Source organism: Kineococcus endophyticus (genome assembly GCF_040796495.1).
Lineage (GTDB): Bacteria > Actinomycetota > Actinomycetes > Actinomycetales > Kineococcaceae > Kineococcus > Kineococcus endophyticus.
In genome coordinates, this window is sequence record NZ_JBFNQN010000015.1 from 108,717 (window position 1) to 134,290 (window position 25,574).

Below are 25,574 nucleotides of genomic sequence, written 5' to 3' on the forward strand. Positions count from 1 at the left end.
CGGGAGACGAAAAGAGTAGGACGGAGGGAGCCGTCCTGGGAAGACCCGGTCAGCGGGAGATCTGGGCGAGGTGGGCGTCGAGCGCGGCGCGCTGCTGGTGCGGCGTCAGCAGGGGTTCCTCGGCGACGACGAACGTCTGGGCCCCCATGAGGAAGGCCAGCAGGTGGGCCGCGGCCAGGTCCGCGTCGACCGTCGGGGGGACGTCCCCCGCGCGACGCGCCTCCTGCAACCAGCCCACGACCTGCGTCCGCCACTCCCGCAGCGCCACGGCGTTGACGCCCGCGAAACGGTCGTCGGCGACGGTCCGCCCCCAGAACGAGACGACGATGCGCGCCTCCAGCACCCGCGTCTCGTCCAGCGGAAGCACCTCGAGGCAGAACGCCCGCAGCGCGTCCAGCCCGCGCCGATCACCGATCGCCGCCGCCACCCGGTCGTTCGTCTGGGCGAACACGTACTCGAACGATGCCTGCAGCAGTTCGTCCTTGCCGGCGAAGTACCGGTTCAGCGCACCGTTGGCGTACCCGGCCTCCGCGGCGATGTCCCGCATCGTCACCGAGTCCAGCCCGTGCCGGGCCACGAGGCGCCAGGTCACGTGGATGATCTCGCGGCGGCGCGCGGTGTGGTCGACGAGACGGGGCATGACGCCGGGAACGCTAGCAGCGGGTCTGCCAGGGTGGACGCGTGCTTCCCCGGTCCGGCGCTGCCCTGCCCCCCGGCCGCGTCCCCGCGAGCGAGGTGGACGCCGTGCTCGCGGCGGCCCGGGCGGACAGGGACCTCCCGTGGCCGCAGACCACCGCGAGCACGTGGGCGCGGGTGCGCCGCGACGGTGACCGCACCGGGCACGAGGCGCTCGTCGCCGCCCTCACCCACCGCACGTCCCGGGCCGTGCTGGCCGCCCTCGCCGACCCGGACGACCCGGCCCTGCTCGACGTCGTCGCGGACGCGGTCCTGCTGCGCTGCGAGCAGTCGAGCTGGTGCTGGCCCGCCCACGACGACACGCTCGTGCCCGACCCCGCGCGCCCCGTCCTCGACCTCGGCGCCGGGGAGGTCGCCGGCCAACTGGCCTGGACCGACCACCTCCTCGGCGACCGCCTCGACGAGCGCTGGCCCGGACTGCGCGCCCGGTTGCGGCTCGAGGTGCGGGTGCGCGTCCTGGACCCGTTCCGGCAGCGGCGGGACTGGCACTGGCTCGGACTCGACGGTGACGTCCACAACTGGAACCCCTGGATCCACGGCAACGTCCTCACCGCCGCCCTCGCCCTGACGGAGGGGGACGAGCGGGCCGAGCTGGTCGCGCTCGCCCTCGAGGGCATCGACCGCTACGTCGCGGCCCTCCCGGCGGACGGTGCCACCGACGAGGGGTTCGACTACTGGTTCAACGGCGCGTGCCGCGCGATCGAGGCGCTCGACCTCGTCCGGGACTGGACGACGGAGCCACGGTTGCGGGCGACGACGGGTTTCCCCTCCGCCCTGCACCTCGGCGGGACGTGGCACGCCTCCTTCGCCGACTCCCGGGGCCGCGCCGCCGACGACCTGCCCTGGCACGCCCTGCACGCGGCGGCCCGCGCGGTGGGCGACGTCGAGGCGCAGGCGCACGCGGCGTTCCTCGCCGCGGAACAGGAACGGGCCGGGCGCCCCCGGGTCGACGTCCGCGTGGGGCTCGGGCGGGTCGTGCGCGAACTGGCCGACGACGGGTGGTGGGTGGAACGGGAACGGGCCGTCGCTCCCCCGCTGCCGCAGCGGTCGCTGCTGTCGTCGCTGGAGGTCCTCGTCGCCCGGTCGAACTCCCTGGGCGTCGCGGTGAAGGGCGGTCACGACGACGAGCACCACAACCACTGCGACGTCGGGTCGCTCGTCGTAGCCCTGCACGGGGTCCCCGTGGTGGTCGACCCCGGCCGGCCCATCTACACCGCCGCGACGTTCGGACCGGACCGGTACGGGACCTGGACGATGGGCAGCGCCTGGCACTCCGTGCCGCAGCTGGGCGGGGTCGACCAGGCGCCCGGTCGCAGCAGCGCGGCGCGCGGGTTCACGCTCCGCCTCGCGGAGGACGCCGACGAGGTCGCGATGGACCTCCAGGACGCCTACCCGGGCAGCGGGGTGCGGTCGTGGCGGCGCACCGTCCGGCTCGACCGGCGCCGGGACGAGGTCCTGCTGAGCGACCGGTGGAGCGGCGCCGCCGCCGGAACGGCCTCCGCCGTGCACCTCGTCCTCGCCGGTGAGGTCGGGCTGGCGGCGGGGCGCGCGGTCGTCGAGGCGCTCGACGGGGTGGGTGCGCTCGAGCTGTCCTGGGACCCGTCGTCGGTGGTCAGGGCCGGTCTGGAGGTGCGGGAACTCGACGACCCGATGCTCACCGGGGTGTGGGGTGGGCGGCTGACACGGCTGCGACTGGAACTGCCACCCGCGCCTGACGGTGCGCTGGACGTCACCTGCAGGCGGTCCACTCCCGGATGCGGAGGGTCCGGCACGCGCTGATGCTGGTGGCGTGACCGAGCAGATGGAAACCACCGCTCCCGGCGCGCCGACGACGAACGACGCGGGCATCCCCGTCGCGAGCGACGAGCACTCCCTGACCCAGGGTCCCGGCGGCGGGATCCTGCTGCACGACGCGTACCTCATCGAGAAGATGGCGCAGTTCAACCGCGAACGCGTCCCCGAGCGTGTCGTGCACGCCAAGGGCGGCGGCGCCTTCGGCGAGTTCCGCGTGACGGGCGACGTCTCGGCGTACACCCGCGCCGCTCTCTTCCAGCCGGGCACCACGACGCCCGTGCTCGCGCGCTTCTCCACCGTGGCCGGTGAGTCCGGGACCCCGGACACCTGGCGCGACCCGCGCGGGTTCTCGCTGAAGTTCTACACGTCCGAGGGGAACTACGACCTCGTCGGCAACAACACCCCCGTCTTCTTCGTCAAGGACCCGCTGAAGTTCCAGGACTTCATCCGCTCCCAGAAGCGCCGCGCCGACACGCACCTGCGCGACCACGACATGCAGTGGGACTTCTGGACCCTCTCCCCCGAGTCCGCGCACCAGGTGACGTGGCTCATGGGTGACCGCGGCATCCCGCGGACGTGGCGGCACATGAACGGCTACGGCTCGCACACGTTCCAGTGGATCGACGCCGAGGGGAAGCGCACCTGGGTCAAGTACCACTTCACGACCGACCAGGGCGCGGAGTTCTTCACCCAGGACGAGGCCGACCAGATGGCCTCGATCGACACGGACTACCACATCCGCGACCTGAGCGAGCACATCCGCGACGGGGAGTTCCCCTCGTGGACCCTCTCGGTCCAGCTCATGCCCGACGAGGACGCCGCCGGGTACCGGTTCAACCCGTTCGACGTCACGAAGGTCTGGCCGCACAGCGACTACCCGCTGCACGAGGTCGGGAAGCTCACGCTGAACCGGAACCCGGAGAACTACTTCGCGGAGATCGAGCAGGCCGCCTTCGAGCCGTCGAACATGGTGCCGGGCATCGGCGTCAGCCCGGACAAGATGCTGCTGGGCCGCATGTTCAGCTACGCCGACGCGCACCGCTACCGCATCGGCGCGAACTACGCCCAGCTGCCGGTGAACCACGCGACGTCCCCCGTCAACAGCTACGCCAAGGACGGGGCCATGCGCTACAGCAACCCCGGTGACCCGGTCTACGCCCCGAACTCCTACGGCGGACCGGCCGCCGACCCCCAGCGGGCCGGCCACACCGGACGCTGGGACGCGGGCGGCGAGCCCGTCCGCGCCGCCTACGAGCAGCACGCCGAGGACGACGACTGGGGCCAGGCCCGGTCGCTCCTCAACGACGTGATGGACGAGGACGCGCGCGGCCGCTTCGTCGACAACGTCGTGGGGCACCTGCTCAACGGCGTCAGCGACGCCGTGCTGACGCGCGCCTTCGCCTACTGGGACGCCGTCGACGGCGAGATCGGCCGGCGGATCCGCGAGGGCGTGTCGGCCAAGCAGGACCTGACGGACCCCAAGGCCGAGGAGCAGGGGAACTCCGCCCGCAGCTCGGCGCAGCACAAGGCCTGACGCCGGCGCTCAGTCGTCCGCCGGGTCGGGGCGGGTCGTGGACCACGACAGCTCCAGCCCGGCGAACAACCGGTCCAGCGTCTGCCGGATGGCGTGCCGCGCAGCCGCTTGCAGCGGCGCCCCGAGGTGGTCGACCTCCAGACCCGAGACGACGGACAGGACGAGGCGGGCGTCCGTGCGTGGACTCGGCGAGCCGAGGGCTGCGACGGTCGCCTCCACGTGGGCGTGCAGGCTCTGCAACCAGGCGGTGGACGCGCGCTGCAGGTCGTCACGCCGGGCGGCCGCGGTGAGGAACTCGTACTCGGTGATGAGTTGCCACCGGTGCTCGGTGAGGCCGGTGATGACGAAGTCCGCCACGCGCGCCGCGACCCGGGAGGTGGTGAGGTCTGCGCCGAAGGTGGCGATGGCCGCCACCACCCGGGCCGTCTCGCGCTGGGTGTGGCGGGAGAAGGCCGCGGTGATCAGCGCGTCCTTGTCCTGGAAGTAGTAGGTGGTCGTGCCGAGGGGGACACCGGCCTCGGCTGCGACGACACGCATCGACAGACCCTGGATGCCGTCGCGGCCGATGACCCGCAGCGCCGCGTCGACGATGTCCGTCCTCCGTTGCGCCCCCTTGCGGCTGGTCCCACCGGTGGTCACGGGGCCGCCAGAGCTCCCCGCTCCTCGGCGATGGAGTTCCCGCCGTCGACCACGAGCACCTGACCGGTGACGTAGGACGCCCCCGGCGAGGCGAGGAAGGCCACGAGTGCCGCGACCTCCTCGGGGCGACCCGGACGGCGCATGGGGGTGGCCCGTCCCATGTCCACCTCGTGCGGTGAGGACGAACTCGTCTCGATCCAGCCCGGGGCGACCGCGTTGCACGTGATGCCGCGGTCCGCCAGGTCGACCGCGAGGGACCGGGTCAGCCCGACCGTGGCGGCCTTGGCGGCGTGGTACGCCGCATCCCCGGCGTAGGCCATGACGGGGCCCGAGACCGACGACACCGTGACGACCCGCCCGGCCTGTGCGGGCAGGTGGGGCAGGGCGGCGCGCGTGACGAGGAACGTGGTGTCGAGGTTGCGCGACATCCCGGCCCGCCAGTCCTCCAGGGACGTGGACTCCAGCGCGGTGGGTTCCTCGGACCCCGACACCGAGACCATGCCGGCGTTGTTCACGAGGACGTCGAGACGACCGAACGCGTCGACCGCCGTCTGCACCAACGCCTGCGCGGTGTCGGGGTCGGTGAGGTCACCCACGAACCCCTCCGCCGTCGCCCCGTCGCGGCGCAGCTCGGCCACGCGGTCGTCGATGCGGGAGGTCGTCGCGGCCAGGACGACGGCGAAGTCGCGGGCGAGCAGGCGAGCGCAGGCGAACCCGATCCCGGTGGGACTGCCGGCGCCCGTGACGAGAGCGACCGGCCGTTCGGAGTGCGTCGAGGTCATGTCCGCTCCTGTGAAGTCGTACGTCCGTACGGGTTCAGCATGGGCTTCCGTCCACCCGGCGCACAAGGGGTCAGGCCAGCTCGTGGAACCGGATGCAGACGAACCCCGGCTCGGGACGGGCCACGCCCACGACGACGGTCCGCGTCAGCCACTCGTGCTGCGGGGCGTCGGTCTGGAACTGCGCCGACGTCCGGTAGTAGAACTCGCTCTCGTCGACGGGGTCACCGGCGTCGACGCGGGCCTCGACCTCGGGGGTGGAGACCCAGAACCCGCGGTTGCGGATGTCGACGACCGCGCCGTCGTCGGCCTGGAGGAGGTACCGCGCATCGAGTTCGGTGCCGTTGGCGCGCGTGACGGACCAGTCGCCGCCGTGCGGGAGGACCGTCCCCCGCAGGCGCGGGCCCTCGACGGTGCCGCCGGTGATCGGCGTGAACCAGACCTCTTCGCGCTCACCGCGCCCGATGCGCAGGGCGGGGGCGCACGCGACGCGGGCCTCGAAGGCGAAGTGCAGGGACGGTGGCAGCGGTGCAGACATCGGAACCCTCCAGGGTCGTCGGCGGACAGGCAGAGTCGTATCAGGAAACCTGACGGATTGGGAGGGCTGCCGGTCTTGTGCCGGGCCACCTCGCCGTGCTGCACTCGTACGGTCGTCCCACTCCGGCGTCCCTCCCGGGGCCGCCGTCGACCACCCGCGAGAGGAAGCCCCGTGTCCCGGCAGCACCCCGGAGTCCTCGCCGACCTCGACCTCTTCAGCGGCGCCCCGCAGATCGACCACTTCGGCCGCATGGCCGAGGTCGTCGGCACCCGGGCCATGGCTGCCTCCTCGCACCCGCGGCCGTGGCCCGAGGGCGACCGCGTGGACCTGCCCTCGACGTTCTCCTTCGACGGCTCCGAGCCCTCGCTCGAGGAGTTCCTCGACGAGACCGAGACGTCCGCGGTGCTCGTCCTGCACGAGGGCCGCGTCGTCCACGAGCGGTACTTCCGGACCGGCGGCCCCGACGTGCCGTGGATGTCCATGTCGGTCGCGAAGAGCTTCGTCGCGACCCTCGTCGGCATCGCCGTCTCCGAGGGTCTGATCCGTGACGTCGAGGACCCGATCAGCGACTACGTGCCCGTCGACCCCGGCTCCGCGTACGACGGGGTGCCCATCCGCAGCGTGCTGCAGATGTCCTCCGGCGCCGTGTGGAACGAGGACTACAGCGACCCCGAGGCCGACGCCCTGCGTCTGGCCCGGGCCACCTCCGGTCAGGGGGGGAACCTCGACACGGTCGTCGCGACGCTGGGCCGTGAGCGCGAACCCGACACGCTGTGCCGGTACAACTCCTGCGACACCCAGGCCCTCGCCGCCCTCGTCCGGCGGGCGAGCGGCCGGCACCTCGCCGACTACATGCAGGAGAAGCTCTGCGAACCGCTGGGGTTCCAGCACGAGGGCGCCTGGGTCGTGGACCCGAGCGGTGTCGAGATGGGCTTCGCCGGCGTGAACCTCGTCGCCCGCGACTTCGCCCGGCTCGGCGAGCTGTACCGCAACGGCGGTGAGGTCGACGGGGTGCAGGTCGTCCCGGCGGAGTGGATCCACGCCGCCACCACCTCGTCGCTGCCGCACCTGGAGGCGGGCAAGGTCGTCGTCGGGGGCGGGACCACGCCGGAGGGGTACGGGTACCAGTGGTGGCTGCCGCCGGGCGAGCGCGAGGAGTGGATGGCCGCGGGCGTCTACAACCAGTACGTGTACGTCGACCCGGCGAACTCCGTGACCGTCGTCAAGCTGTCCGCGAACCGCAGGTACGGCACGGCGGACGCCGAGAGCGCCCACCGCGAGGCCCAGTCCCTGGAACTCCTGCGCGCGATCGCCCGCAGCTTCGACTGAGGTTCACCCCTCCTCGCGCAGCCGTCGCGGCGAGCGTCCCGTCACCGCCCGGCAGGTCTTGTTGAAGGCCTGCAGGTCGGGGATGCCCACCGTGGCGGCGACCGCGCTGACGGACATCGTCGTCCGCGTCAACAGGTGCACGGCGTGCTCGATGCGCCGGCGACGCACGTACCCCGCGATCGTCTGCCCCGTGGTGCGGGAGAACACGCGCGTGAGGTGGTCGGGCGAGACCCCGACCGTCCGGGCGATCTCCGGGACCGTGACCACGTCGCCCAGGTGCGCCTCGACGTAGGACATGGTCTCGGCGACGTAGTTCTCCGCCAGACCCGGCGTCCCGGGTTGGGGGCGTACGGCGTCGCGCAGGCGGAGCAGCACCATCCACACGTCCGCGCGGGTGCGTTCGGGGAACGCCGCCGCGCTGGCGACGGCCGAGGCCATGAGGTCGGTGAACACCGGCAGGTTCGGACCGGCCGTGACGACGAGCGCGCGCGGGCCCGTCGCGTCCAGCACGGGAGCGCGGACGTGGGCGTAGAGGTGTTGCGACGGCCCGCGGTAGCGGTACCGGACGGGGGTCGCCGGTCGCACCAGGGACAGGCTGCCCGGGGTGATGGGGTGGGTCGTGCCGTCCACCTCGAGGTCGGCCGTGTACTCGTACAGGTGCAGCGACCAGAGGTCGGGCAGCTCGAACTCGTCCACCGCGCGGTCCCGCCCGTGGACGCTCCGGCCCTGCGCCACGACCTGCGGCGGTCCGGTCAGGTCGACGCCGAGCATGCCGCTTTCCTACCAGCAGACGTCGGGTCTCCGCCACGACGAGCCCCTCCGGCCGCGCCTAGCGTCGATCCCATGACCGCTCAGGTTGACCGCAAGCACCTCATGACGTCCGTGGAGATGGCGCACTTCGTCGCCCACGGCGCGATCGCCTTCGAGGGGGTCGTGCCCGACGAGCTGAACCGCCGGGCGATCGACGTCCTCGACGCCGGCATCGACCCCGTGCCGTACGGGACGCCGCTGGACGTCGCGTTCCCCGAGGGCACGTTCGTCCGCGAGCTCATCGACCTGCCCGTCGTGGCCGGCGCGATCCAGAGCCTCGTCGGGCCCTCGCCGAACATCGACCACCACGCCGTGCACGTGCGTCCCCCGCGCGGTGGCGAGGCGCAGAACATGCACGGCGACGCGATCCTCGACACCCGCCGCGACGCGTTCGACGCGCAGCTCATGTACTACCCCCGCGAGGTGACGCTCGAGCAGGGTGGAACCCTCAGCGTGCCCGGTACGCACCTGCGCCGCATCAACCAGACCGGCATCGGCCGGTACCAGAACCTCGCCGGCCAGACGCGCCTCACCTGCCCCGCCGGGACCGTCGTCCTGCTGCACCACGGGATCTGGCACGGCGGTCGCCGCAACGACTCCGACGTCCCCCGCTACATGTTCAAGATCCGCTTCAACCCCGCCGTGCGGCAGTTGCGGTTGTGGAACACCGACGACATCGACAGCGACGGCGTGCGCCGCGAACTGACGCAGCAGTTCGGCTGGACCAACGCCAACGAGGGCCGCCTGGAACTCGTGAACCGCGCCAAGCTGTGGCGGACGCTGACCGGTGACGAGAACTTCGACATCGACTACTACCTGACCCGCGAGACCCTGCGCCCGCAGTTCATCGCCCCCGGCGCCACCGACGTGCGGCTGGGCTCCAGCCTCGCCGCCGACGGCTGGGGTCGCTGAGCCCGTCGCCCATCCCCACTCGTTCGAGGAGAACAGCGTGACCACGACCACCCCGCTCGGCAGCGTCGAGCAGTCCTTCGCCGTCCCGTCCACCACCCCCACCGTGCGCCAGCAGGTCATGGTGCTCTACCTGGGCACCTCCGCCCTCGACTCCGCCGTCATCGGCTGGACGCGGTACGACGGCACCGGCCGTTCCCGCCCGACGATGGGCGACAGCGACGAACCCCCGTACGCCACGGGCCTCGACGCCCTCCTCGACGGCTGGCGGTTGCTGCAGATGTCGCAGCTCCTCTCGCACGCCGAGGGGCACGAGTACGACACCGCGTACCTGCCGTACGAGTTCCTCTTCGAGAAGCTCGTGGACTTCGGCGGGGCGTGAGGTCCGGCGTCGTCAGCCGAGGCCGTCGAGCAGCCGTTTGCGGACGCGGTCGACGACCCCGCTGACGACGGCGTCGTCGTCCAGGGCGCGCGCGAGGACCAGCGCGCCCTGGACGGCTGCGACCGCGTCCACCGCCCGCTCCCGCGCGTCCCTCGCCGGAGCCCCCGTCTGCTCGACCGCGCGGGCGAGCAGTTCCACCCAGTCGGCGAAGTAGGACCGGACTGCCTCGGCGTGCGCCGGCTGGTCCGCCCCGAGGGTCATGACGGCGTAGAGGCAGACGCGGTGCCGGGACAGGAAGTACTCCTCGGCCGCCCGCATCGTCGCGTCCACCGCCCCCGCCGGGTCGTCGGGGGCGCGCAGCGGAGCGAAGACCTGCTCGTCGAACCAGGCCCGGACCTCCTCGAGCACGGCCCGCGCCATGTCCTCCTTTCCGTCGGGGAAGAAGTGGTAGAGGCTGCCGCGGCCGATCCCGGTGTCTTGCTGGATGACCGACAGCGACGCCCCGTCGAACCCTCGCCGCCGGAAGACCCCGGCGAGGGCGCGCACCGCGTCCGCGCGGTCCAGGACGGTGCGGGCCATCAGAGCCCGAGCTCGCTCAACCCCGGGTGGTCGGCGGGGCGCGGGCCCGGTGCGTCCCAGTGGAACCTCCGGTCCGCGGCGTCGATCGCGACGTCGTTGATGCTGGCGTGGCGGTGCGTCATGAGTCCGTCCGCGTCGAAGCGCCAGTTCTCGTTGCCGTACGCACGGAACCACTCCCCCGCCGCGTCGTGGTACTCGTACGCGAACCGCACGGCGATGACGTCCCCGGTGAAGGCCCACAACTCCTTGACGAGCCGGTAGTCAAGTTCGGCCTCCCACTTGCCGGTGAGGAACTGCACGATCGCCGGGCGACCGGTGACGAACTGCGAACGGTTCCGCCACCAGCTGTCCTCGCTGTAGGCGAGCGAGATGCGCTCGGGGTCGCGGGAGTTCCACGCGTCCTCGGCGGCACGCACCTTCTGCGTGGCGCTGGCCTCGGTGAACGGCGGGAGCGGGGGGCGGGGCATCACGGTCTCCTTCGGGTCTGTACCGATCGGTTGTGTCTTGACCGAACGGTACAGACGAGGTCGATGGCGGTCAAGGCAGCGCATCCCGCCGTCCCTTGACACGCAAGTGCGTACTTGCCCATCATGGAGCGCAGTGGACGTCTACCAGGCCTTGGCCGACAGCACCCGTCGTCTGCTGCTCGACGAGCTGTCCCAGCGCGACGAGCAGACCCTGTTCGAACTGTGTTCACGACTGGCGGTGCACCACGCCGTCACCTCCACCCGACAGGCGGTGTCCCAGCACCTGGCCGCCCTCGAGTCCGTCGGCCTGGTGCGCAGCGAGCGCCGGGGGCGCCACAAGTTCCACTCGATCGACACCACACCGCTGGCGGCCATCACGGACCGCTGGCCCCTCCCGGAGGACGTGCGATGAGGCTCCAGACCGTCAGCATCTTCGTCGACGACCAGCAGCGCGCCGTGGACTTCTACACCGGCCCGCTCGGTTTCACCGTCGCCGCCGACGTCCCCCTGGGTGAGCACCGCTGGCTCACCGTCGTCGACCCCCAGAAGCCGGACGGGACCCAGCTCTGCCTGGAGCCCAAGGCCCACCCCGCCGTGCCCCCGTTCACGTCAGCCCTGGCTGCCGACGGCATCCCCTACCTCGTCCTGGGGGTCGACGACGTCGCGGCGGAGCACGAACGACTCCAGGCCGCCGGCGTCGTCTTCACGCAGCCGCCGCTGGAGATGGGACCGGTCATCACCGCCGTGCTCGACGACACCGTCGGCAACCTGGTGCAGCTGGCGCAGTTCACGGGGTGAGCTCAGATGCCCAGCATCCTCCGCAGCACCAGGTCGTGCACGTACCGCGCCTTGTCGTCCCCGCGGAAGTCGACTTCGTAGACGCGCCCGCCCGCCGTGATGGCGATGCTCGACGACGATGCGAACTTGCCGAACATGCTCTTGTCCGACACGTAGGACACCGCGGTCACCTTGCCGTAAGGCACCGAGGTGAGAGCCACCTTCTTCCCCACGAACGAGTTGTCCTGCACGATCACCCGCAGCGACGTCACACCGATGAAGCCGGTTCCCGCACCGATCGCGTCGAAGACCGCGTAGACCTCCTCCCCCGGCAGGAGACCCTGCTGGATCTTGTCCAACTGCTCCTGCTTGTCGAAAGCGACCTGGAACGGCATGCGACCTCCTCGAGCGGGCTTGCACCGAGCGTCGCACAAGACATCGGTACTGAGGAGCGGAACGTTGCAGCTTCCTCGCCCCCGCGGAGCCACCGGCGTGAACGCCGATCCAGAGCGAGCCACCTTCCGGCGCGACGAGAAGGTGGGCCCCCAGGGGATCGAACCCTGAACCCGCGGATTAAAAGACCCTGGGGGCTCGTCCATCTGGTTCGATCCTGTTGTGTGCCAACCGGATCGAGGGCTCAACGTGGCCAACCCGTACTGCGGCGTCCAGTGGCGTCCAGCCGGTCCGTTAGCCGGAAGTTAGCCACGCCATGAGGAGTCCAACTCACCGGTAGACGGCCAAGAGGTCGACCATGAGGGCCGGGCCCGACAGGTACTCGTCTTCCTTGCCCTCGGCGGGAGCCTGCCGCTCCATGCGGCGCCGGTCCTCCCGAGACAGGAGCTTCATGCCCGGGAAGGTGAGGAACGGCTTCCATTGACCCTCCCTGATGATGCGCGAGACCTTGCCGACGATGCGGGCTCGTCCTTCAAGATCTCCAAGCTGGAACTGCTCATCGACCTGCGCCGCGATCTTCCAGTCGGTGTCGTCGTCCTCCCCGACGACCACGAGGTTGGCGCCTACTCCGCTGATGAGACTGGCGGCCGCGCTCATGGCGTCGGCGCTCGGCAGGCCTTCGGTGGACAACCCGAGGTCATGCGCCGCGGGAAGGACGCTTCGCATCATGTCGAGAGCCCCCAGGGCCTCACCGGACTTGGCGAGCATCTGGATGATGTGAGGGACGTAGAGGTCGCACTCCCACGACACCATGGCTCCCAGGCCGATGCCATCGAAGTCGCTGTCCGGCTCGAAAACCTCAACCCAACCGAGTTCCTCGGCGTCCATCGCTGCAGCCTTCAACAAACGATCGAAGCGTGCTCCATCGGTGTCGGACAGCGTCTGCGACCGCTCCTCTTCTCGACCCTTCTCGCCGTTGACCTTGACGATCTTGGCGTCCACCTCTCCTCCTCCACTACCGGAGTGCAGTGAGCGGCTGGTGGACTCGGTGCGGTGCCCCCCCTCCATTGCGCTGATGTACTGGGACAGGGCGACGGTGTCGAGGTACAGGAAGCGACGCAGCATGTTCGGAACGTACTCCGCGCCTCGGACACGACGGACTACGCGAGCCCTACTTCACGCCGACAAGCGTCCCGCCAAGGCGCGGACTCGCGTGTCGATGTCGTCGCGGACGAGCCGCATCCGCTCCATGCCCTCGATCCCGCGCAGGGACGGCTCGTCGGTCTCCCAGACCTCGACGGGGGTGTCGTCGATGGGCTCGACCTTCGCCTCGCCGCCGAGCACGACAACCAGGTCGGCCGCGCGGACGAGGTCGTCGGTCAACTGCTTCGGGCGCTCGGCGCTGATGTCCACGCCGGCTTCGGCCAGGCTCTCGACCGAGAGGGCGTTGAGCTTGTCGCCGGCCTTGGTGCCAGCCGAGTCGACGGTGACGGCGTCCCCGGCGGCCTGACGCATGAGGCCGGCGGCCATCTGCGACTTGCCGCCGTTCTTCACGCACACGAAGAGGATGTTGGGCTTGGGCACGACGATCTCCTGGGAAAGTGACGGATTCGGGAGCAAGACGGCGCAGAGGTCAGCGAACTGACGAGGCTGCGGTACCCGCGACGGGGCTGCGGCGCTCGATGAGGACGGTGTCGCGCCACCGGCCAGCGAGCGGGCCGTAGGTCATGAGGGCGATGCGCTCCCGGCGACCGACCTCGCGGAAGCCGGTTGCTCGGTGCAGGGCCACGCTGGCGAGGTTCTCGGGGAACAGGGAGGACTGGATGGTCCAGATGCCGCTGTCCTCGGTGGAGGTGACCAGCTCGTCGAGCAGTCGCCGCCCGACGCCGCGCCCGCGAGCGCCGGAGGCGATGTAGATGGAGTGCTCGACGACTCCGGCGTAGACCGGGCGGGGCGAGGTGGGCGTGACTGCAGCCCAACCGAGCAGGGCGCCGCTCCCGTCACGGGCGATGAGTCGGTGGTCGGGGTGCTTGCTGGTGTCGAATGCGGTCCAGGTGGCTGGCGGGTCGGCCTCGAAGGTCGCGTGGCCGGTGGCGATGCCCGCGGCGTAGACGGTGCGCACCTCGGGCCAGTCCAGCTCGGTGAGCGGGAAGACGGCGATGTCGTGCGGGCCGTAGGGCTGCGGCGGCGGTGTGGTCATGGTGGTGGTCAGTAGGTGGAGGCGCTGGTGCGGCCGGACGGTGCGGTCAGGACGGCCGCGACAGCGTTCATCGCTTCGGTGACCAGGGTGTAGTAGGCCCAGACGCCCCTCTTCTCACGGGTGAGCAGACCCGCGTCGACCAGGACCTTCAAGTGGTGCGAGACGGTGGGCTGGCTCAGGCCCAGCGGCTCGGTGAGGTCGCAGACGCAGGCTTCGCCGCCTTCGTGGGAGGCGACCAGGGACAGCAGGCGCAGGCGAGCGGGGTCCGCGAGCGCCTTCATGGTGCGCGCAAGGGTGGTGGCGGCCTCGGCGGTGAGGGGTTCGCGGGCCAGCGGGGCGCAGCAGGCGGCGGAGTCCGCGCCGGGGCGGGTGTCGTCGCGCGTCGTCAGGGTGAGCGTGGCCATGGCTCCATGGTGCCGCAGACATCGAAGGCTGTCGATATTGACAGGCATCGATATCTGGTGTCAGGGTCGCATCGATGTCGATCGATGAAGGGATTTGCTCGTGAGCGACGTTGTCGCGGAAGGACCCCGGGCCAGCGCCGATGCCCCAGTCCTGGCCCGGCTCTCGGTGCTGGACCGCTTCCTGCCGGTGTGGATCATCGCGGCCATGGCCGTCGGGCTGCTGCTGGGCCGACTCGTCCCCGGCCTCGACGACGCCCTCAGCGCGGTGGAGGTCGGCTCGGTCAGCTTGCCCATCGCCGTGGGCCTGCTGCTGATGATGTACCCGGTGCTGGCCAAGGTCCGGTACTCCGAGACAGGGCGCATCGCCGCCGACCGCCGGCTCATGGTCAGCTCCCTGGTCCTGAACTGGCTCATCGGCCCCGCGCTGATGTTCGCCCTCGCCTGGCTGCTGCTGCCGGACCAGCCGGAGTACCGCACCGGCCTGGTCATCGTCGGTCTGGCCCGCTGCATCGCCATGGTGCTCATCTGGAACGACCTGTCCTGCGGTGACCGCGAAGCCGCCGCCGTCCTGGTCGCCATCAACTCCGTCTTCCAGATCCTGGCCTTCGCCGCCCTCGGGTGGTTCTACCTGCAGGTCCTGCCCGGCTGGCTGGGCCTGCCAACGACCAGCGCGGACTTCTCCGTCGGCGCGATCGTCGTCTCGGTACTGGTTTTCCTGGGCATCCCCCTGGTCGCCGGCTTCCTGACCCGCACGCTGGGCGAGCGGGCCAGGGGACGCGCCTGGTACGAAGACCGCTTCCTGCCCAAGATTGGCCCGGTCGCGCTGTACGGGCTGCTGTTCACCATCGTGATGCTCTTCGCCCTGCAGGGGGACGCGATCACCTCACGGCCCGGCGACGTCGCCCGCATCGCCCTACCACTGCTGGCCTACTTCACGATCATGTTCGCGGGCTCCTTCGTGCTCGGTCGCGCGATCGGCCTGAGCTACGCCAAGACGTCGACGCTGTCCTTCACCGCCACCGGCAACAACTTCGAGTTGGCCATCGCGGTGGCCATCGGCACGTTCGGCGTGACCTCCGGGCAGGCCTTGGCCGGGGTCGTCGGTCCGCTGATCGAGGTGCCCGTCCTCGTCGCGCTGGTCTACGTGGCGCTGTGGGCCGGGCGCCACTTCTTCCCCGGCGACCCCACGGTGCCCGCGAGCGCCGCTGTCTCGTCCCGCCGTTGAACCTCCCCACCCGAAGGAGAGCAGCCATGTCCACTCCTACCGTCACTGTCGACCGCAGTGACCTGCCGGTCGTCGTGATCGGTGCCGGGCCGGTCGGCCTAGCCGCTGCGGCGCACCTGTTGGAACGTGGCCTCGACCCGCTGGTGCTGGAAGCCGGTGACGACGTCGGGTCCGCGGTGCGGGCCTGGTCGCACGTCCGGCTCTTCTCCCCGTGGCGGTACAACCTCGACGCCGCGGCGGTGCGCCTGCTGGAACCGACCGGCTGGACGAGCCCGAAGCCGACGGGATTGCCGACCGGCGGTGACCTCGTCGTGCAGTACCTCGCCCCCTTGGCGGCCGTCCCCACGCTGGCACCGCGCATCCGGACCGGCGAGCGCATCATCGCCGTCAGTCGTGTCGGGATGGACAAGACGCACAACCACGAGCGCAGCGATCGACCGTTCCTCGTCCGGACGCAGGGTTCGGACGGCACGGTCGTCGACTACCAGGCGCGGGCGGTCATCGACGCCTCCGGGACCTGGAACCAGCCGAACCCCTTGGGCGCCGCTGGGCTGCCCGCGATCGGGGAAGCGGAGGCCGGTGAACACCTGAGCGGTCCTCTGCCCGATGTCCTCGGCGCGGACCGGGCACGCTTCGCCGGTCGCCGGGTGCTGGTCGTCGGAGCTGGGCACTCCGCGACGAACACGCTGTTGGACCTCGTCGCCCTGGCCGAGCAGGAGCCCGGCACCGTCATCACCTGGGCCGTCCGTGGCGCGTCGGTGGCCCGCACGTTCGGTGGCGGGGACCGCGACGGTCTTCCCGCCCGCGGCGCTCTGGGCTCACGGCTGCGGACCGCCGTGCAGGCCGGCCGCATCGAGCTGCTGACCGAGGTGACGATCACCGCCCTGGAGACGTCCGGTGACGCGGTAGCTGTCGCTACTTCGTCACCGACCGGGGACCGTCGGCTGTCCGTGGACGTCGTGGTGGCCGCGACCGGTTTCCGGCCCGACCTGGCGATGCTGCGCGAGCTGCGTCTGGACCTGGACCCCGGCGTCGAAGCCCCCCGCCGCTTGGCCCCGCTCATTGACCCGGAGTTCCACTCCTGCGGGACCGTCCCGGCGCACGGCGCGGACGTGCTGGCCCACCCGGACACGGGCTTCTTCATCGTCGGGATGAAGTCCTACGGACGTGCGCCGACCTTCCTGCTGGCCACCGGCTACGAGCAGGTGCGCTCGATCGCCGCTGCCCTGGCTGGGGACGCCGCTGCTGCCGCCGACGTGCAGCTCGACCTGCCGGAGACGGGGGTGTGCTCCTCGGCACCGCCGGTGGTCTCGGCTGACGGCTCCCTGGACATCGACGAGTCCGCGAGCGCCGGGTGCTGCGCCGGGCCGGCGGGTGCGGAGCCGGTCTCCATCGGGTTCCCCACCGGCTCGGCTCACGGGCGTGCCGGCGAGCGCGAGGCCCGCGTCTGACGATGTCGCGACGTCGCCGGTCATCCCCGCCGATGACACCGATGGCGGGCGTGCCGGTCGTCGAGGCGCAGGTGCAGCCGCGGCTCCGGCTGGCTCTGGCCACGCTGTGCGTGACCGAGATCGTGTCCTGGGGGGTGACGTACTACGCCTTCCCCGTGCTGCTGTCGGCCATCACCGCGGACACGGGCTGGTCGGCCAGCGCGGCCAGCGCGGCCTTCTCCCTGGGGCTCCTCGTCTCGGCGGTCGCTGGGATACCGGTCGGGAGGTGGCTCGACCGGTTCGGGCCGCGGAAGGTGATGACGGTCGGATCGGTGTTGGCCGTCATCGCCATGATCGCCGTGGCCAGCGCGACGTCCCTGCTGACGTTCGCGCTGGCGTGGGCGCTGGCGGGCATCGCGATGTCCGGCATCCTGTACCCGCCGGCCTTCGCCGCGGTGACGGGCTGGTTCGGTCCCGACCGGATGCGGGGCCTGCTGGTGCTGACGCTCGTGGCGGGCTTGTCGTCCACCGTCTTCGCCCCCTGACCGCGGTGCTGGTCGAGAACTTCTCCTGGCGGACCAGCTACATGCTGCTGACGGTGCTCCTGGTGGGGACCGTCCTCCTGCACGGGTGGGGACTGCGAGCGCCCTGGAATCCAACGGCCCCGTCCCGTCAGTCCAGGGCACAGGTGCGCCACGTGGTGCACAGTCGAGGTTTCATCGTGCTGTCGGTCGTCTTCACCACCTTGGCCTTGGCCTTCTACATGGCCAGCTTGGGGTTGGTGCCGCTGCTCGTGGAGCGGGGGTTCGACCACCGGCTCGCGGCGACGACCCTGGGGTTGCTGGGCGCTGGGCAGCTCGTCGGACGCCTGCTGTACGGCCCAGTGGTCCGGAGCAGGTCTTCGACCACCGGCATCGTCTTCGTGGTCGTCATCGCCGGCGGTTCGATCCTGGGCCTGGCGTTGCTCCCGCCCGTGGTCGGCGTGCTGATCACCAGCGCGGTCGTCTTCGGCGCGGCCAGGGGCGCCTTCACCTTGCTGCAGGCGAGCGTGGTCGCGGACCGGTGGGGTCAGCAGCACTACGGCGCGGTGGCGGGGGTGTTCGCGATGCCGATCACGACCGCGACGGCGATGGCTCCGTGGGCAGCCGCAGCGGTGACCAGCCTCATGGGAAGCAACATCACCACGTACTTGATGACCGCGGCCGTCTTGGGGTTAGCCGGTGTCCTGCTCCGGTTCAGCGACCTCGGAGGACGGCACTAGGACGAGCGTTCAAGTGCCGCTCTTCAGCGGTCTGGCGTCCTTGCGGTGGCGTCACGGGCACGCAACCTTCCTTGGCCGGTAGCGACTCATCGCGCGGGGGGACCCGACGTTGTCCACGCCGTCCTCCGGCGACTCGACGACGAACCGGGGGGGACCTCGTGACATGTCGGACTAACGGGTGTTACTACCGTCAGGTTTTTTCAGCAGGCCGCATCGTGAGAGTGAACCCGCCGTAGGCGTGCGACCGGTGCGCCCCCGTCCATCCGAAAAACGGGGGGGTGTCGGCGGCTCGTGCTACGTCAGCGTCGCTCGGCCGCTTCCTCGGTGAGCCTTGGGGATGCGGCGACCTACCGGCTCCCATCGGTTCCGGCGTCGAAGACAAGGCCCCGGAAGGACCACAGCAGATCGCGTCCACGTGCCGCGAGCGCCTCGTACGCCTCGTCCTCGACGGCGAGGTCGACGGCTTCCGGTACTTCGCTCCCGGGTGGACGTAGCTGGATCATGATCGTCGGGCCGGCGGTAAAGGCCCACGCGTCATGGATGATCCGGTTGCGCCGGTCGTGCGCCCTCCTCATGTCCAGCCGCCAGGCGTGGAAACGGTCTTGTACATCAGCAGGTACTTCGCGATGGGTACCACGGTGCTGCTCTCGCATCCTGCGTTCGACCTCATCAGCTCGTGCGTCGAGCAGGCGCAGGGAGCGGTCGGACGCGAGGCGAGCGTGCGTCTCGACCATGTCCTGGCCCTCCCCGGCGTGGATGATCATCGCGGCGAGGATCTGCGTCACCCAGTCGTCGGCGGTGGCGAAGGTCATGATCACGCGCCCGAGCCGCCGGTGCAGCTCGTCCTCCGCACCGACCCAGAAGGAGATGACCGGCACGTCACCGGCTACCGCGTCCGCATCCTCATCAGGAACCACGAGGTCGAGGCTATCGACAAGAGGGTGGGGCGGCGGATTGAGTATCCACCGCCCCACTCCTGAACTGGGCTGATACCGGCCCGGCTAACGCAGGGCTAACGCTCTTCGGGGGTTTCCAGTGCCTGCTCGCCCACCAGTTCGGTGCCGTCCGAGAAAGAGAGGCGCCGCGGCAGGTGGTCGGTGTCGGTGAGGTCCGCCGGCGACAGGCGCAGGCGGTTGACCACCGCGCGGGCGTCGTCGCGCGGGTTGTGGCTGAGCATGGGTTCGGTGCCGAGCAGCTGTTCGGTCAGGTACGCGACCACGTTCCTCGCCTCGTGGGCGCGTCCCTCCGCGACCATGGCGTTGAGGGCTTCCCGCAGGATCGTGGGACGGCCGGTCAAGACGTCACCGAACCCGGACCGGTAGAAGAAGTCCTCCGCCAAGATGACCAACTCCACGCGGTCGCCGACCGCCGTGGTCGAGACGGGGTTCGCCAGCAGGAAGCGGCTGTTGAGCTGCAGCTCCCACCGGAGCCGTCCAGTCGTCGCATGGCTCCATGCTCGCAGAATGTCCGCTTCGACGCCGCCGATCCGCTGCGCGTGCGCCCACAACTCCCGCCGCTTGTCGTAGCAGCGGGTCCTCCAGTACTGGGGAACGATGCGCTCGACCGTCTGGGTGACGCCGGGTCGGGATTCCCACTCCACCTGCCGTGCCCTGCGGGCTCCCGGCATCCGGGCGATGGCGCGCAGGGTGCTCGCCGGGTCGTTGATCTGGTGGAAGTCGCGGACCAGGTCCAACCTGGTGATCCGGTATCGGTCGGGGCGCCGGTCGCAGACAGGCAGTTCGTCCGCGATCTCGTTGAGGACGATGGCCAGGAGACCCGACAGCTGACGGAGCGGGAGCGCTTCGCGGTTGTGCCCGAAGAGCACGCGCGGCATCGAGAACTCGATCCACAGTTCCAACGGTCCGTTACCTCTCCGGTTGACGCCGAGCCGGACGTCGCCGGCCCCCACGCGGATCGTCGTTCTGCCGCTCCGCAACGTCCAGGTGCCCGGGTCGTCGAGGTTCGTCCGGACCCGGTTGAGGCGGTGTTCTTCCAGGAGCGGGATGAGCTGTTCGTCGACGGGACCACGCAGCGCGATGGTGTCGACTCCGACCCCGAGGGGAGGGGTGAACTGGTCCCTGTCAGTGGGGAACTGCGGGTTCTTGCTCAGCTTGATGTCGGTCATCCGCGGGGACCCCCGACGTTGAGCAGGTCGAGGAGGGCCCCCACGGGGACCAGCAGCCGTCGGCCGATGCGGACCGTGGGGATGCTGTGCCGGTGCACGGCTTCGTACGCGGAGCTGCGCGAGACGCCGAGGACCGTCGCCGCCTGCGGGACGGTGATCGTCGCCCGCTCCTTCCAGTCCGAGGGGGGCGGGGAGGTCGTGAGCGTGGGGTTCATCTGGTGCGGCGCGGTGCTGTTCGGTGCGTTGTTGGTCATGGACATGAGGTTCCGTCCGCGATACGGTCCTGACAAGTGATACGGCATCTCATGTTCTCGACAGATAGGAGATACGGTGAAGCTCGTCGCGAAGAGCGGCCCGGACCCGTGGACGTGTCGCTGGCCGGATGACCACGGGCCGTGGGAACTGCAGCTGTCGTGGCGCTGGTCCTCGGCCGGCTACGAGTGCACGGGCATCTCGATCTCGTTGATGCCGGACGCCGACCTGCAGTCGATCACCGCGAGCCTGGTCCGGGGCATCCCGGTGCAGTCCATCATCCGCAGGGCGCGGGAGGAGATGGCGTACGAGGACGCCGGCGCGCTGCTGGAAGCCTACGAAGCCGGTGTTGCAGGTGACCCCGAGTACGTGCAGCTTGCGGACGAGTTGTCGCCGTCGATGGTCGAGGGCCTGCAGCAGCAGGTGAGAAGTTGGACGTCGCGCACCGCGCGTCCGCAGCCGGAACGGTCCGACGCGGACTTCTACCGCGAGGTCGCCTTCGTCTACATGGAGGCGATGAACAACGGGAAACCGCCCACGCTCGCCGTGGCGAAGCACTTCCACGTGTCGCGCCCCACGGCCTCCCGGTACCTGGTCAAGACCCGGGAGATGAAGCTCCTTCCCCGCGCCCAGCCGGGGAAGGCCACGACGAACATGACGATCACGATGAAGAGAGCCATGAAGAAGAACGAGATGCAGAAGGAGGCGAAGGACCAGTGAGGGGTACGGTGCGGCAGAAGTGCCAGTGCCTGGTCAGGCGGGACGAGACCGGCAGGGTCGTGAAGGACGCCAAGGGCAAGTCCATCACCGACCACCGGCCGGGCTGCAAGCCGAAGTGGGAGATCTTCTACGAGGTGGGGCGGGACGCGACCGGCAAGCGGAAGCAGGAGACGAAGAGCGGCTTCACCACCAAGAAGGAAGCGCAGATCGCGCTCAGTGCGGCCGTGGACCGGGTGAACAAGGGGTTGTACGTCACCGGGGCCCCCGTGCTGGTCCGGGACTTCCTGGACGGGTGGCTGCAGGGCAAGGCCACGCTGCGGGACTCGACGGTGCAGGCGTACCGAAGCCACCTCGATCTCTACCTCATCCCCCACCTCGGGCACGTCCGCCTTGCGGAGCTGCGGCACCACCACGTCGAGCGGATGTTCACCGACCTGCGCAGCCGACCGGGCGCCCCCTTGTCCCCGGCCACGCTGCAGCGGATCAGGGCCACGTTCAACAGCGCGTTGAACTCCGCGATGAAGCGTCAGCTGATCCTGGTGAACCCGGTGGCCAGCATCGAACTGCCCTCGATCCCGCGCCGTTCCCACTCGGTGTGGACCATCGACGAGCTGAACCGCTTCTTCGACTTCACCGCGAAGGAGCGGCTGGCGGTGGCGTACCGCGTGGTGGCCATGACCGGCTTCCGCCGGGGGGAGATCGCCGGGCTCCGCTGGGAGGACGTCGACCTCGACCGGCGCATCCTGCACGTCCGTCAGCAGCGTGTCCAGCTCCGGACCGGGGTGAAGGTCGGGCCGCCGAAGAGCGACACGGGCGTGCGACGGGTGCCCATCGACGAGACGACGGCGGATCTGCTGCGGCAGCACCGCGCCCGGATGACGGAGGAGGCCCTCGGCCGCGGCGAGGGGCGCACGGCGATGGAGTACGTCTTCGTCAAGGAGGACGGGAGCCCGGTGATGCCGGAGACGATCTACAAGACGATGCGTCGTCTGGCGCTGCGGGCAGGCCTCCCGCCGATCCGCCTGCATGACCTCCGCCACACCCACGCCAGCCACGCCCTCGCCGCAGGGATCCCCATGAAGGTGGTGCAGGAGCGGCTCGGGCACTCGTCCATCAGCTTGACCATGGACACGTACACGGCCGTGCTCCCGGAGGTCGCGGTCGTGGCCGCGGACCTCATCGCCGCCGCGGTCGACGGGAAGCGCCGCCCGGCCGTGGGCGGGTGACGAGTGCGTTAGCCAAGCGTTAGCCTCGACGACCCGCGAGCGCCTCCCGAACAGGTGTCGGAGGAGCGTTTCCGCAGGTCAGAAGGGGTGGGCCCCCAGGGGATCGAACCCTGAACCCGCGGATTAAAAGTCCGCTGCTCTGCCGATTGAGCTAGAGGCCCGGACCCGGAGGCCCGCGCCCATCATCGCAGACCCGCTCCCCGCTCAGCGCGCCCGCGTGCTCCCCCGCACGACGAGCCGCGGCGGCACGACGACCTCCCGCTGCACCCCGGTGGCGCCCTCGACGCGCCCCTCGGCCTGCTCGACGGCGAGGCGGGCGAGGCGGTCGGCGTCCTGACCGACGGTCGTCAGGGAGACGGTGGGCAGGGCGGCGACGGAGCTGTCGTCGAAGCCGACGACGGACACGTCGCCGGGGACGGCGACCCCGCGGGCGCGGAGGGTGTGCAGGAGACCGGCGGCGGCCTCGTCGTTGAAGGCGAGGACGGCGTCGGGCAGCGCGGCGAGGAGAGCGTCGACCACCTCGTGGTCGGGTCCGTCCTTGAGCTCCGGCGTCAGACCGGCGGCGGTGACGGCGCGGCGGTAGCCGGCCCGACGTTCGGCGGCGCCGGGGGCGCGGCCGCCGTGCACGTGCACGATCCGGCGGTGGCCGAGGGCGACGAGGTGCTCGACGGCGGTGCGGGCGGCGGCCTCGTCGTCGGTCCGCACGACCCCGACCTCGTCCGCCCGGCCGGCGCGCAGGGACCGGGCGAGGACGACGACGGGGACCCGCGCGGCGAGCTGCGCGAGGTCGGCGGCGGGGGCGGTCGGGCCGAGCAGGAGCAGGGCCTCGACGCGCTGGTCCAGCAGCGCCCGGACGGCCGCGGCCTCGGCGCGCGTCCTCCCCCGCGGCTCCAGCGCCAGCCGCCACGGCGTCCCGGCGACAGCGGAGTAGAGAGCCTCCAGCAGGTCGCCGTGGAACGGTTCGTGCAACCCGTGGACCACCCCGAGGGTGCGGCTGCGACCCGACCCGAGGAGGCGGGCGCGCTGGTCGGGGTGGTAGTCGAGCTCGGCGGCGGCGCGCAGCACGCGCTCGCGGTTCTCCGGGCTCGCGCCGGGCACACCGCGCATCACGATCGACACGAGCGCACGGGACACCCCGGCCCGCGCGGCCACGTCGGCCATCGTCACCTGCTGCACCGCACGCACCCTAACGGCCCGCTTGACGGCGCGGCCTCGTCTCGACAACCTAGAGCGGTCTAGCACTAGAGCGGTCTAGGCCACGCAGAGAGGCGACGTCATGTCCGCACCCCTTCCCCCGCCCCGCCCCACCGGCATCGGCCTCATCGGCGCCGGCCGCATCGGCAGTTCCCACGCGCGCCTCCTGGCCACCCGCGTCCCGGGGGCGCGCCTCGTCGCCGTCGCCGACCCCCGCCCCGGCGCGGCGGCTGCGCTCGCCGAACCCCTGGGCGCCCGTCCCGTCGCCGACGTGGAGGACCTGCTGGCCGACCCGGCGGTCGAGGGCGTCGTCATCACCGCGACCACCGAGGCCCACGCCGACCTCGTCGAGGCGGCGGCCCGCGCCGGCAAGGGCGTGTTCTGCGAGAAGCCCGCAGGCCTCTCCCTCGCCGAGGTCGACCGCGGCATCGCGGCGACGACGACGGCGGGGGTGCCGTTCCAGGTCGGGTTCAACCGACGCTTCTCCCCCGAGTTCGCCGCCGCCCGCGCCGCCGTGGACGCCGGCCGCATCGGCACCCCGCACCTGCTCCGCTCGCTGACGCGCGACCCCGGTCTGCCCGACTACGGCCGCGTCCCGGCCTGGGCGATCTTCGTCCTGACGCTCATCCACGACATCGACACGCTGCTGTGGCTCAACCCCGGCGCCGAGCCCGTCTCGGTGTACGCCGTCGCCGACGCGCTCGTCGCCCCGGAGTTCAAGGCGGCGGGCCTCCTGGACACGGCCGTCGTGACGATCCGCTTCGACAACGGCGCCCTCGCCACGGCCGAAGCCAGCTTCTCCGCCACCTACGGCTACGACGTGCGGGGAGAGGTGTTCGGCTCCGGTGGACGCCTGGAGATCGGGGGCCGCCCGCGGCAGGACCTGGCGCTGTTCGACGCCGACGGCCGGCACGCCGACACCCCGCGCGGCGACGTCGAACTGTTCGGGGACGCCTACGCCGCCGAACTGGCGGAGTTCACCGCCGCCGTGCGGGAACGACGGAACCCCGTCGTAACCGGGCACGACGCCCGGCGGGCTCTGGCGGTCGCGTTGTCCTGCATCGTCTCGGTCCGTTCCGGCGGTCCGGTGGATCCCGCCGTCGTCGCGGGCACCGTCGACGCGCGGCAGTCGTGAACCCCTCGCTGTCGGTCTGCGCGGAGATGGTGTTCCGCGACCTGCCGTTCGTCGAACGGGTCCGGACGCTGCACGCCGAAGGTTTCGGCGTGGAGATCTGGAGCTGGTGGACGAAGGACCTCGACGCACTCGCCGCCACCGGGGCGCGCTTCACGTCGATGTCGGGGTACGTCGACGGGGAACTCGTGGACCCCGACGGCGCCGACCGTCTGCTCGCGAGCGCCGAGCGGTCGATCGCCGCCTCCCGTGTCCTGGGGTCTCCCGTCCTGAACCTGCACGGGACCGGGCTGGACGACCGGGGTCTGCCGGTCCGCCCCGTCGAGACCGTGACGGGCGACATGTGGCTGGCCGCCGAGCGCACGCTGCGCCGGGTCGCCGACCTCGGGGCCCGGCACGACGTGGTGTTCGTGCTGGAGAATCTCAACCTCGCCGTCGACCACCCGGGCGTGCCGTTCGCGCGGGCGGCCGACACGCGCGCCCTGGTCCGGGCGGTGGACAGCCCGCACCTGCGGATGAACCTCGACCTGTACCACGCGCAGATCGGGGAGGGGAACCTCGTGGAGCTGGTGCGCGAGAGCGCCCCGTGGCTCGGTGAGGTGCAGGTCGCCGACGTCCCCGGCCGGTGCGAACCGGGCACCGGGGAGGTCCACCACCCGGCGCTGGCCCGCGTCCTGGCGGAGGTGGGGTACACGGGGACCATCGCGATGGAGGCGTACGCGGCGGGCGACGACCACGCGGCGCTGACGGCGTTCCGCGAGGCGTTCACGCGCTGATCC

Annotated in this window: 31 protein-coding genes and 1 tRNA gene; 15 read left to right on the plus strand and 17 right to left on the minus strand. The window is 71.1% G+C overall.

The window, feature by feature from the left end; all coding sequences use genetic code 11:
- Window positions 1–49 precede the first annotated feature (49 nt).
- Complete coding sequence (locus tag AB1207_RS20190) at window positions 50–640, minus strand: TetR/AcrR family transcriptional regulator (RefSeq protein ID WP_367640271.1); 591 nt, start codon at window positions 638–640, stop codon at window positions 50–52.
- A 41-nt stretch (window positions 641–681) separates the two neighbouring features.
- Between AB1207_RS20190 and AB1207_RS20195 the strand changes: the two genes are divergently transcribed.
- Both AB1207_RS20195 and AB1207_RS20200 read left to right on the plus strand, forming a co-directional pair.
- Window positions 682–2,475: a heparinase II/III domain-containing protein gene (locus tag AB1207_RS20195; RefSeq protein ID WP_367640272.1), complete on the plus strand. Its 1,794-nt coding sequence runs from the start codon at window positions 682–684 to the stop codon at window positions 2,473–2,475.
- A 22-nt stretch (window positions 2,476–2,497) separates the two neighbouring features.
- Complete coding sequence (locus AB1207_RS20200; RefSeq protein ID WP_367640354.1) at window positions 2,498–4,024, plus strand: catalase; 1,527 nt, start codon at window positions 2,498–2,500, stop codon at window positions 4,022–4,024.
- A 9-nt stretch (window positions 4,025–4,033) separates the two neighbouring features.
- Here the strand turns inward: AB1207_RS20200 and AB1207_RS20205 are convergent, their stop codons facing one another.
- The 3 genes from AB1207_RS20205 to AB1207_RS20215 all read right to left on the minus strand — a co-directional run bounded on the left by AB1207_RS20205 (window position 4,034) and on the right by AB1207_RS20215 (window position 5,980).
- Window positions 4,034–4,663, minus strand: a complete 630-nt coding sequence (locus tag AB1207_RS20205; RefSeq protein ID WP_367640273.1) for a TetR/AcrR family transcriptional regulator — start codon at window positions 4,661–4,663, stop codon at window positions 4,034–4,036.
- Window positions 4,660–5,445, minus strand: a complete 786-nt coding sequence (locus AB1207_RS20210) for an SDR family NAD(P)-dependent oxidoreductase (RefSeq protein ID WP_367640275.1) — start codon at window positions 5,443–5,445, stop codon at window positions 4,660–4,662. The genes AB1207_RS20205 and AB1207_RS20210 overlap by 4 nt, the downstream gene beginning before the upstream one ends.
- Before the next feature lie 70 nt (window positions 5,446–5,515).
- Window positions 5,516–5,980: a DUF3237 domain-containing protein gene (locus AB1207_RS20215; protein ID WP_367640276.1), complete on the minus strand. Its 465-nt coding sequence runs from the start codon at window positions 5,978–5,980 to the stop codon at window positions 5,516–5,518.
- A 171-nt stretch (window positions 5,981–6,151) separates the two neighbouring features.
- Between AB1207_RS20215 and AB1207_RS20220 the strand changes: the two genes are divergently transcribed.
- Window positions 6,152–7,309, plus strand: coding sequence for a serine hydrolase domain-containing protein (locus AB1207_RS20220; protein WP_367640278.1), 1,158 nt, complete (start codon window positions 6,152–6,154; stop codon window positions 7,307–7,309).
- Window positions 7,310–7,312: 3 nt separating this feature from the next.
- Here AB1207_RS20220 and AB1207_RS20225 read toward each other — a convergent pair whose 3' ends face one another.
- On the minus strand, window positions 7,313–8,080 hold the full coding sequence (locus tag AB1207_RS20225; RefSeq protein WP_367640279.1) for a helix-turn-helix transcriptional regulator: 768 nt from the start codon (window positions 8,078–8,080) through the stop codon (window positions 7,313–7,315).
- Window positions 8,081–8,152: 72 nt separating this feature from the next.
- On the opposite strand from AB1207_RS20225, the gene AB1207_RS20230 reads away from it, so the two are divergent.
- Together AB1207_RS20230 and AB1207_RS20235 are read left to right on the plus strand one after the other, a co-directional pair.
- On the plus strand, window positions 8,153–9,031 hold the full coding sequence (locus AB1207_RS20230; RefSeq protein WP_367640280.1) for a phytanoyl-CoA dioxygenase family protein: 879 nt from the start codon (window positions 8,153–8,155) through the stop codon (window positions 9,029–9,031).
- Window positions 9,032–9,134: 103 nt separating this feature from the next.
- Window positions 9,135–9,410 (plus strand): hypothetical protein, encoded by a 276-nt coding sequence (locus AB1207_RS20235; RefSeq protein WP_367640355.1) that lies wholly within the window; start codon window positions 9,135–9,137, stop codon window positions 9,408–9,410.
- 12 nt (window positions 9,411–9,422) lie between these two features.
- Here AB1207_RS20235 and AB1207_RS20240 read toward each other — a convergent pair whose 3' ends face one another.
- Complete coding sequence (locus AB1207_RS20240) at window positions 9,423–9,989, minus strand: TetR/AcrR family transcriptional regulator (RefSeq protein WP_367640281.1); 567 nt, start codon at window positions 9,987–9,989, stop codon at window positions 9,423–9,425.
- Window positions 9,989–10,456 (minus strand): nuclear transport factor 2 family protein, encoded by a 468-nt coding sequence (locus tag AB1207_RS20245; RefSeq protein WP_367640282.1) that lies wholly within the window; start codon window positions 10,454–10,456, stop codon window positions 9,989–9,991. The genes AB1207_RS20240 and AB1207_RS20245 overlap by 1 nt, the downstream gene beginning before the upstream one ends.
- Before the next feature lie 133 nt (window positions 10,457–10,589).
- Between AB1207_RS20245 and AB1207_RS20250 the strand changes: the two genes are divergently transcribed.
- Together AB1207_RS20250 and AB1207_RS20255 are read left to right on the plus strand one after the other, a co-directional pair.
- Window positions 10,590–10,868, plus strand: a complete 279-nt coding sequence (locus AB1207_RS20250; RefSeq protein WP_367640283.1) for an ArsR/SmtB family transcription factor — start codon at window positions 10,590–10,592, stop codon at window positions 10,866–10,868.
- Entirely contained in the window at window positions 10,865–11,254 is a 390-nt protein-coding gene (locus tag AB1207_RS20255; RefSeq protein WP_367640284.1) for a VOC family protein, read from the plus strand. The genes AB1207_RS20250 and AB1207_RS20255 overlap by 4 nt, the downstream gene beginning before the upstream one ends.
- A gap of 2 nt (window positions 11,255–11,256) precedes the next feature.
- Here the strand turns inward: AB1207_RS20255 and AB1207_RS20260 are convergent, their stop codons facing one another.
- From AB1207_RS20260 to AB1207_RS20280, 5 genes are all read right to left on the minus strand, one after another.
- Window positions 11,257–11,628 carry a PH domain-containing protein gene (locus AB1207_RS20260; protein ID WP_367640285.1) on the minus strand — a complete coding sequence of 124 codons (372 nt, stop codon included), beginning with the start codon at window positions 11,626–11,628 and terminating at the stop codon, window positions 11,257–11,259.
- 328 nt (window positions 11,629–11,956) lie between these two features.
- A complete protein-coding gene (locus tag AB1207_RS20265) occupies window positions 11,957–12,751 on the minus strand; it encodes a DUF6414 family protein (RefSeq protein WP_367640286.1) in 795 nt (264 codons plus the stop codon).
- Between the two features lie 51 nt (window positions 12,752–12,802).
- Complete coding sequence (locus AB1207_RS20270) at window positions 12,803–13,210, minus strand: arsenate-mycothiol transferase ArsC (RefSeq protein ID WP_367640287.1); 408 nt, start codon at window positions 13,208–13,210, stop codon at window positions 12,803–12,805.
- Between the two features lie 49 nt (window positions 13,211–13,259).
- On the minus strand, window positions 13,260–13,826 hold the full coding sequence (locus AB1207_RS20275; RefSeq protein WP_367640288.1) for a GNAT family N-acetyltransferase: 567 nt from the start codon (window positions 13,824–13,826) through the stop codon (window positions 13,260–13,262).
- A gap of 8 nt (window positions 13,827–13,834) precedes the next feature.
- Window positions 13,835–14,230, minus strand: a complete 396-nt coding sequence (locus AB1207_RS20280) for an ArsR/SmtB family transcription factor (RefSeq protein WP_367640290.1) — start codon at window positions 14,228–14,230, stop codon at window positions 13,835–13,837.
- Between the two features lie 100 nt (window positions 14,231–14,330).
- On the opposite strand from AB1207_RS20280, the gene arsB reads away from it, so the two are divergent.
- Genes arsB through AB1207_RS20300 form a run of 4 tightly spaced genes read left to right on the plus strand, consistent with a single transcriptional unit; the run spans window position 14,331 to window position 18,146 of the window.
- Window positions 14,331–15,455, plus strand: a complete 1,125-nt coding sequence (gene arsB, locus AB1207_RS20285) for an ACR3 family arsenite efflux transporter (RefSeq protein ID WP_367640291.1) — start codon at window positions 14,331–14,333, stop codon at window positions 15,453–15,455.
- A gap of 26 nt (window positions 15,456–15,481) precedes the next feature.
- Window positions 15,482–16,906: an FAD-dependent oxidoreductase gene (locus tag AB1207_RS20290; RefSeq protein WP_367640292.1), complete on the plus strand. Its 1,425-nt coding sequence runs from the start codon at window positions 15,482–15,484 to the stop codon at window positions 16,904–16,906.
- A 41-nt stretch (window positions 16,907–16,947) separates the two neighbouring features.
- Complete coding sequence (locus tag AB1207_RS20295; protein ID WP_367640294.1) at window positions 16,948–17,430, plus strand: MFS transporter; 483 nt, start codon at window positions 16,948–16,950, stop codon at window positions 17,428–17,430.
- Window positions 17,431–17,435: 5 nt separating this feature from the next.
- Window positions 17,436–18,146, plus strand: coding sequence for an MFS transporter (locus AB1207_RS20300; RefSeq protein ID WP_367640295.1), 711 nt, complete (start codon window positions 17,436–17,438; stop codon window positions 18,144–18,146).
- 347 nt (window positions 18,147–18,493) lie between these two features.
- On the opposite strand, the gene AB1207_RS20305 is transcribed toward AB1207_RS20300, so the two are convergent.
- From AB1207_RS20305 to AB1207_RS20315, 3 genes are all read right to left on the minus strand, one after another.
- Window positions 18,494–19,063: a hypothetical protein gene (locus AB1207_RS20305; RefSeq protein ID WP_367640296.1), complete on the minus strand. Its 570-nt coding sequence runs from the start codon at window positions 19,061–19,063 to the stop codon at window positions 18,494–18,496.
- Between the two features lie 95 nt (window positions 19,064–19,158).
- On the minus strand, window positions 19,159–20,271 hold the full coding sequence (locus AB1207_RS20310; RefSeq protein WP_367640298.1) for a hypothetical protein: 1,113 nt from the start codon (window positions 20,269–20,271) through the stop codon (window positions 19,159–19,161).
- Window positions 20,268–20,525, minus strand: a complete 258-nt coding sequence (locus tag AB1207_RS20315; protein WP_367640300.1) for a helix-turn-helix domain-containing protein — start codon at window positions 20,523–20,525, stop codon at window positions 20,268–20,270. Before AB1207_RS20315 ends, AB1207_RS20310 begins: the two co-directional genes overlap by 4 nt.
- A 76-nt stretch (window positions 20,526–20,601) precedes the next feature.
- Between AB1207_RS20315 and AB1207_RS20320 the strand changes: the two genes are divergently transcribed.
- Together AB1207_RS20320 and AB1207_RS20325 are read left to right on the plus strand one after the other, a co-directional pair.
- Window positions 20,602–21,243 (plus strand): hypothetical protein, encoded by a 642-nt coding sequence (locus AB1207_RS20320; protein WP_367640301.1) that lies wholly within the window; start codon window positions 20,602–20,604, stop codon window positions 21,241–21,243.
- A 59-nt stretch (window positions 21,244–21,302) separates the two neighbouring features.
- Window positions 21,303–22,469 (plus strand): site-specific integrase, encoded by a 1,167-nt coding sequence (locus AB1207_RS20325; protein WP_367640302.1) that lies wholly within the window; start codon window positions 21,303–21,305, stop codon window positions 22,467–22,469.
- 88 nt (window positions 22,470–22,557) lie between these two features.
- Here the strand turns inward: AB1207_RS20325 and AB1207_RS20330 are convergent.
- Window positions 22,558–22,630, minus strand: a tRNA-Lys gene (locus tag AB1207_RS20330).
- Between the two features lie 43 nt (window positions 22,631–22,673).
- Window positions 22,674–23,645, minus strand: coding sequence for a LacI family DNA-binding transcriptional regulator (locus AB1207_RS20335; protein ID WP_367640303.1), 972 nt, complete (start codon window positions 23,643–23,645; stop codon window positions 22,674–22,676).
- Between the two features lie 100 nt (window positions 23,646–23,745).
- On the opposite strand from AB1207_RS20335, the gene AB1207_RS20340 reads away from it, so the two are divergent.
- A complete protein-coding gene (locus AB1207_RS20340) occupies window positions 23,746–24,798 on the plus strand; it encodes a Gfo/Idh/MocA family oxidoreductase (protein WP_367640304.1) in 1,053 nt (350 codons plus the stop codon).
- Window positions 24,799–24,824: 26 nt separating this feature from the next.
- Window positions 24,825–25,571, plus strand: a complete 747-nt coding sequence (locus tag AB1207_RS20345; protein ID WP_367640356.1) for a TIM barrel protein — start codon at window positions 24,825–24,827, stop codon at window positions 25,569–25,571.
- Window positions 25,572–25,574 lie beyond the last annotated feature (3 nt).

What these genes read in the sequence shown, in the direction of transcription:
- AB1207_RS20200 (WP_367640354.1), top strand. Translation starts at nt 2,498, where the DNA reads ATGGAAACCACCGCTCCCGGCGCGCCGACGACGAACGACGCGGGCATC.
- AB1207_RS20210 (WP_367640275.1), bottom strand. Translation starts at nt 5,445, where the DNA reads ATGACCTCGACGCACTCCGAACGGCCGGTCGCTCTCGTCACGGGCGCC.
- AB1207_RS20340 (WP_367640304.1), top strand. Translation starts at nt 23,746, where the DNA reads ATGTCCGCACCCCTTCCCCCGCCCCGCCCCACCGGCATCGGCCTCATC.
- AB1207_RS20280 (WP_367640290.1), bottom strand. Translation starts at nt 14,230, where the DNA reads ATGGCCACGCTCACCCTGACGACGCGCGACGACACCCGCCCCGGCGCG.
- AB1207_RS20290 (WP_367640292.1), top strand. Translation starts at nt 15,482, where the DNA reads ATGTCCACTCCTACCGTCACTGTCGACCGCAGTGACCTGCCGGTCGTC.
- AB1207_RS20190 (WP_367640271.1), bottom strand. Translation starts at nt 640, where the DNA reads ATGCCCCGTCTCGTCGACCACACCGCGCGCCGCCGCGAGATCATCCAC.
- AB1207_RS20275 (WP_367640288.1), bottom strand. Translation starts at nt 13,826, where the DNA reads ATGACCACACCGCCGCCGCAGCCCTACGGCCCGCACGACATCGCCGTC.
- AB1207_RS20240 (WP_367640281.1), bottom strand. Translation starts at nt 9,989, where the DNA reads ATGGCCCGCACCGTCCTGGACCGCGCGGACGCGGTGCGCGCCCTCGCC.
- AB1207_RS20245 (WP_367640282.1), bottom strand. Translation starts at nt 10,456, where the DNA reads ATGCCCCGCCCCCCGCTCCCGCCGTTCACCGAGGCCAGCGCCACGCAG.
- AB1207_RS20265 (WP_367640286.1), bottom strand. Translation starts at nt 12,751, where the DNA reads ATGCTGCGTCGCTTCCTGTACCTCGACACCGTCGCCCTGTCCCAGTAC.
- AB1207_RS20230 (WP_367640280.1), top strand. Translation starts at nt 8,153, where the DNA reads ATGACCGCTCAGGTTGACCGCAAGCACCTCATGACGTCCGTGGAGATG.
- AB1207_RS20315 (WP_367640300.1), bottom strand. Translation starts at nt 20,525, where the DNA reads ATGACCAACAACGCACCGAACAGCACCGCGCCGCACCAGATGAACCCC.
- AB1207_RS20225 (WP_367640279.1), bottom strand. Translation starts at nt 8,080, where the DNA reads ATGCTCGGCGTCGACCTGACCGGACCGCCGCAGGTCGTGGCGCAGGGC.
- AB1207_RS20345 (WP_367640356.1), top strand. Translation starts at nt 24,825, where the DNA reads ATGGTGTTCCGCGACCTGCCGTTCGTCGAACGGGTCCGGACGCTGCAC.
- AB1207_RS20295 (WP_367640294.1), top strand. Translation starts at nt 16,948, where the DNA reads ATGGCGGGCGTGCCGGTCGTCGAGGCGCAGGTGCAGCCGCGGCTCCGG.
- AB1207_RS20215 (WP_367640276.1), bottom strand. Translation starts at nt 5,980, where the DNA reads ATGTCTGCACCGCTGCCACCGTCCCTGCACTTCGCCTTCGAGGCCCGC.
- AB1207_RS20310 (WP_367640298.1), bottom strand. Translation starts at nt 20,271, where the DNA reads ATGACCGACATCAAGCTGAGCAAGAACCCGCAGTTCCCCACTGACAGG.
- AB1207_RS20255 (WP_367640284.1), top strand. Translation starts at nt 10,865, where the DNA reads ATGAGGCTCCAGACCGTCAGCATCTTCGTCGACGACCAGCAGCGCGCC.
- AB1207_RS20260 (WP_367640285.1), bottom strand. Translation starts at nt 11,628, where the DNA reads ATGCCGTTCCAGGTCGCTTTCGACAAGCAGGAGCAGTTGGACAAGATC.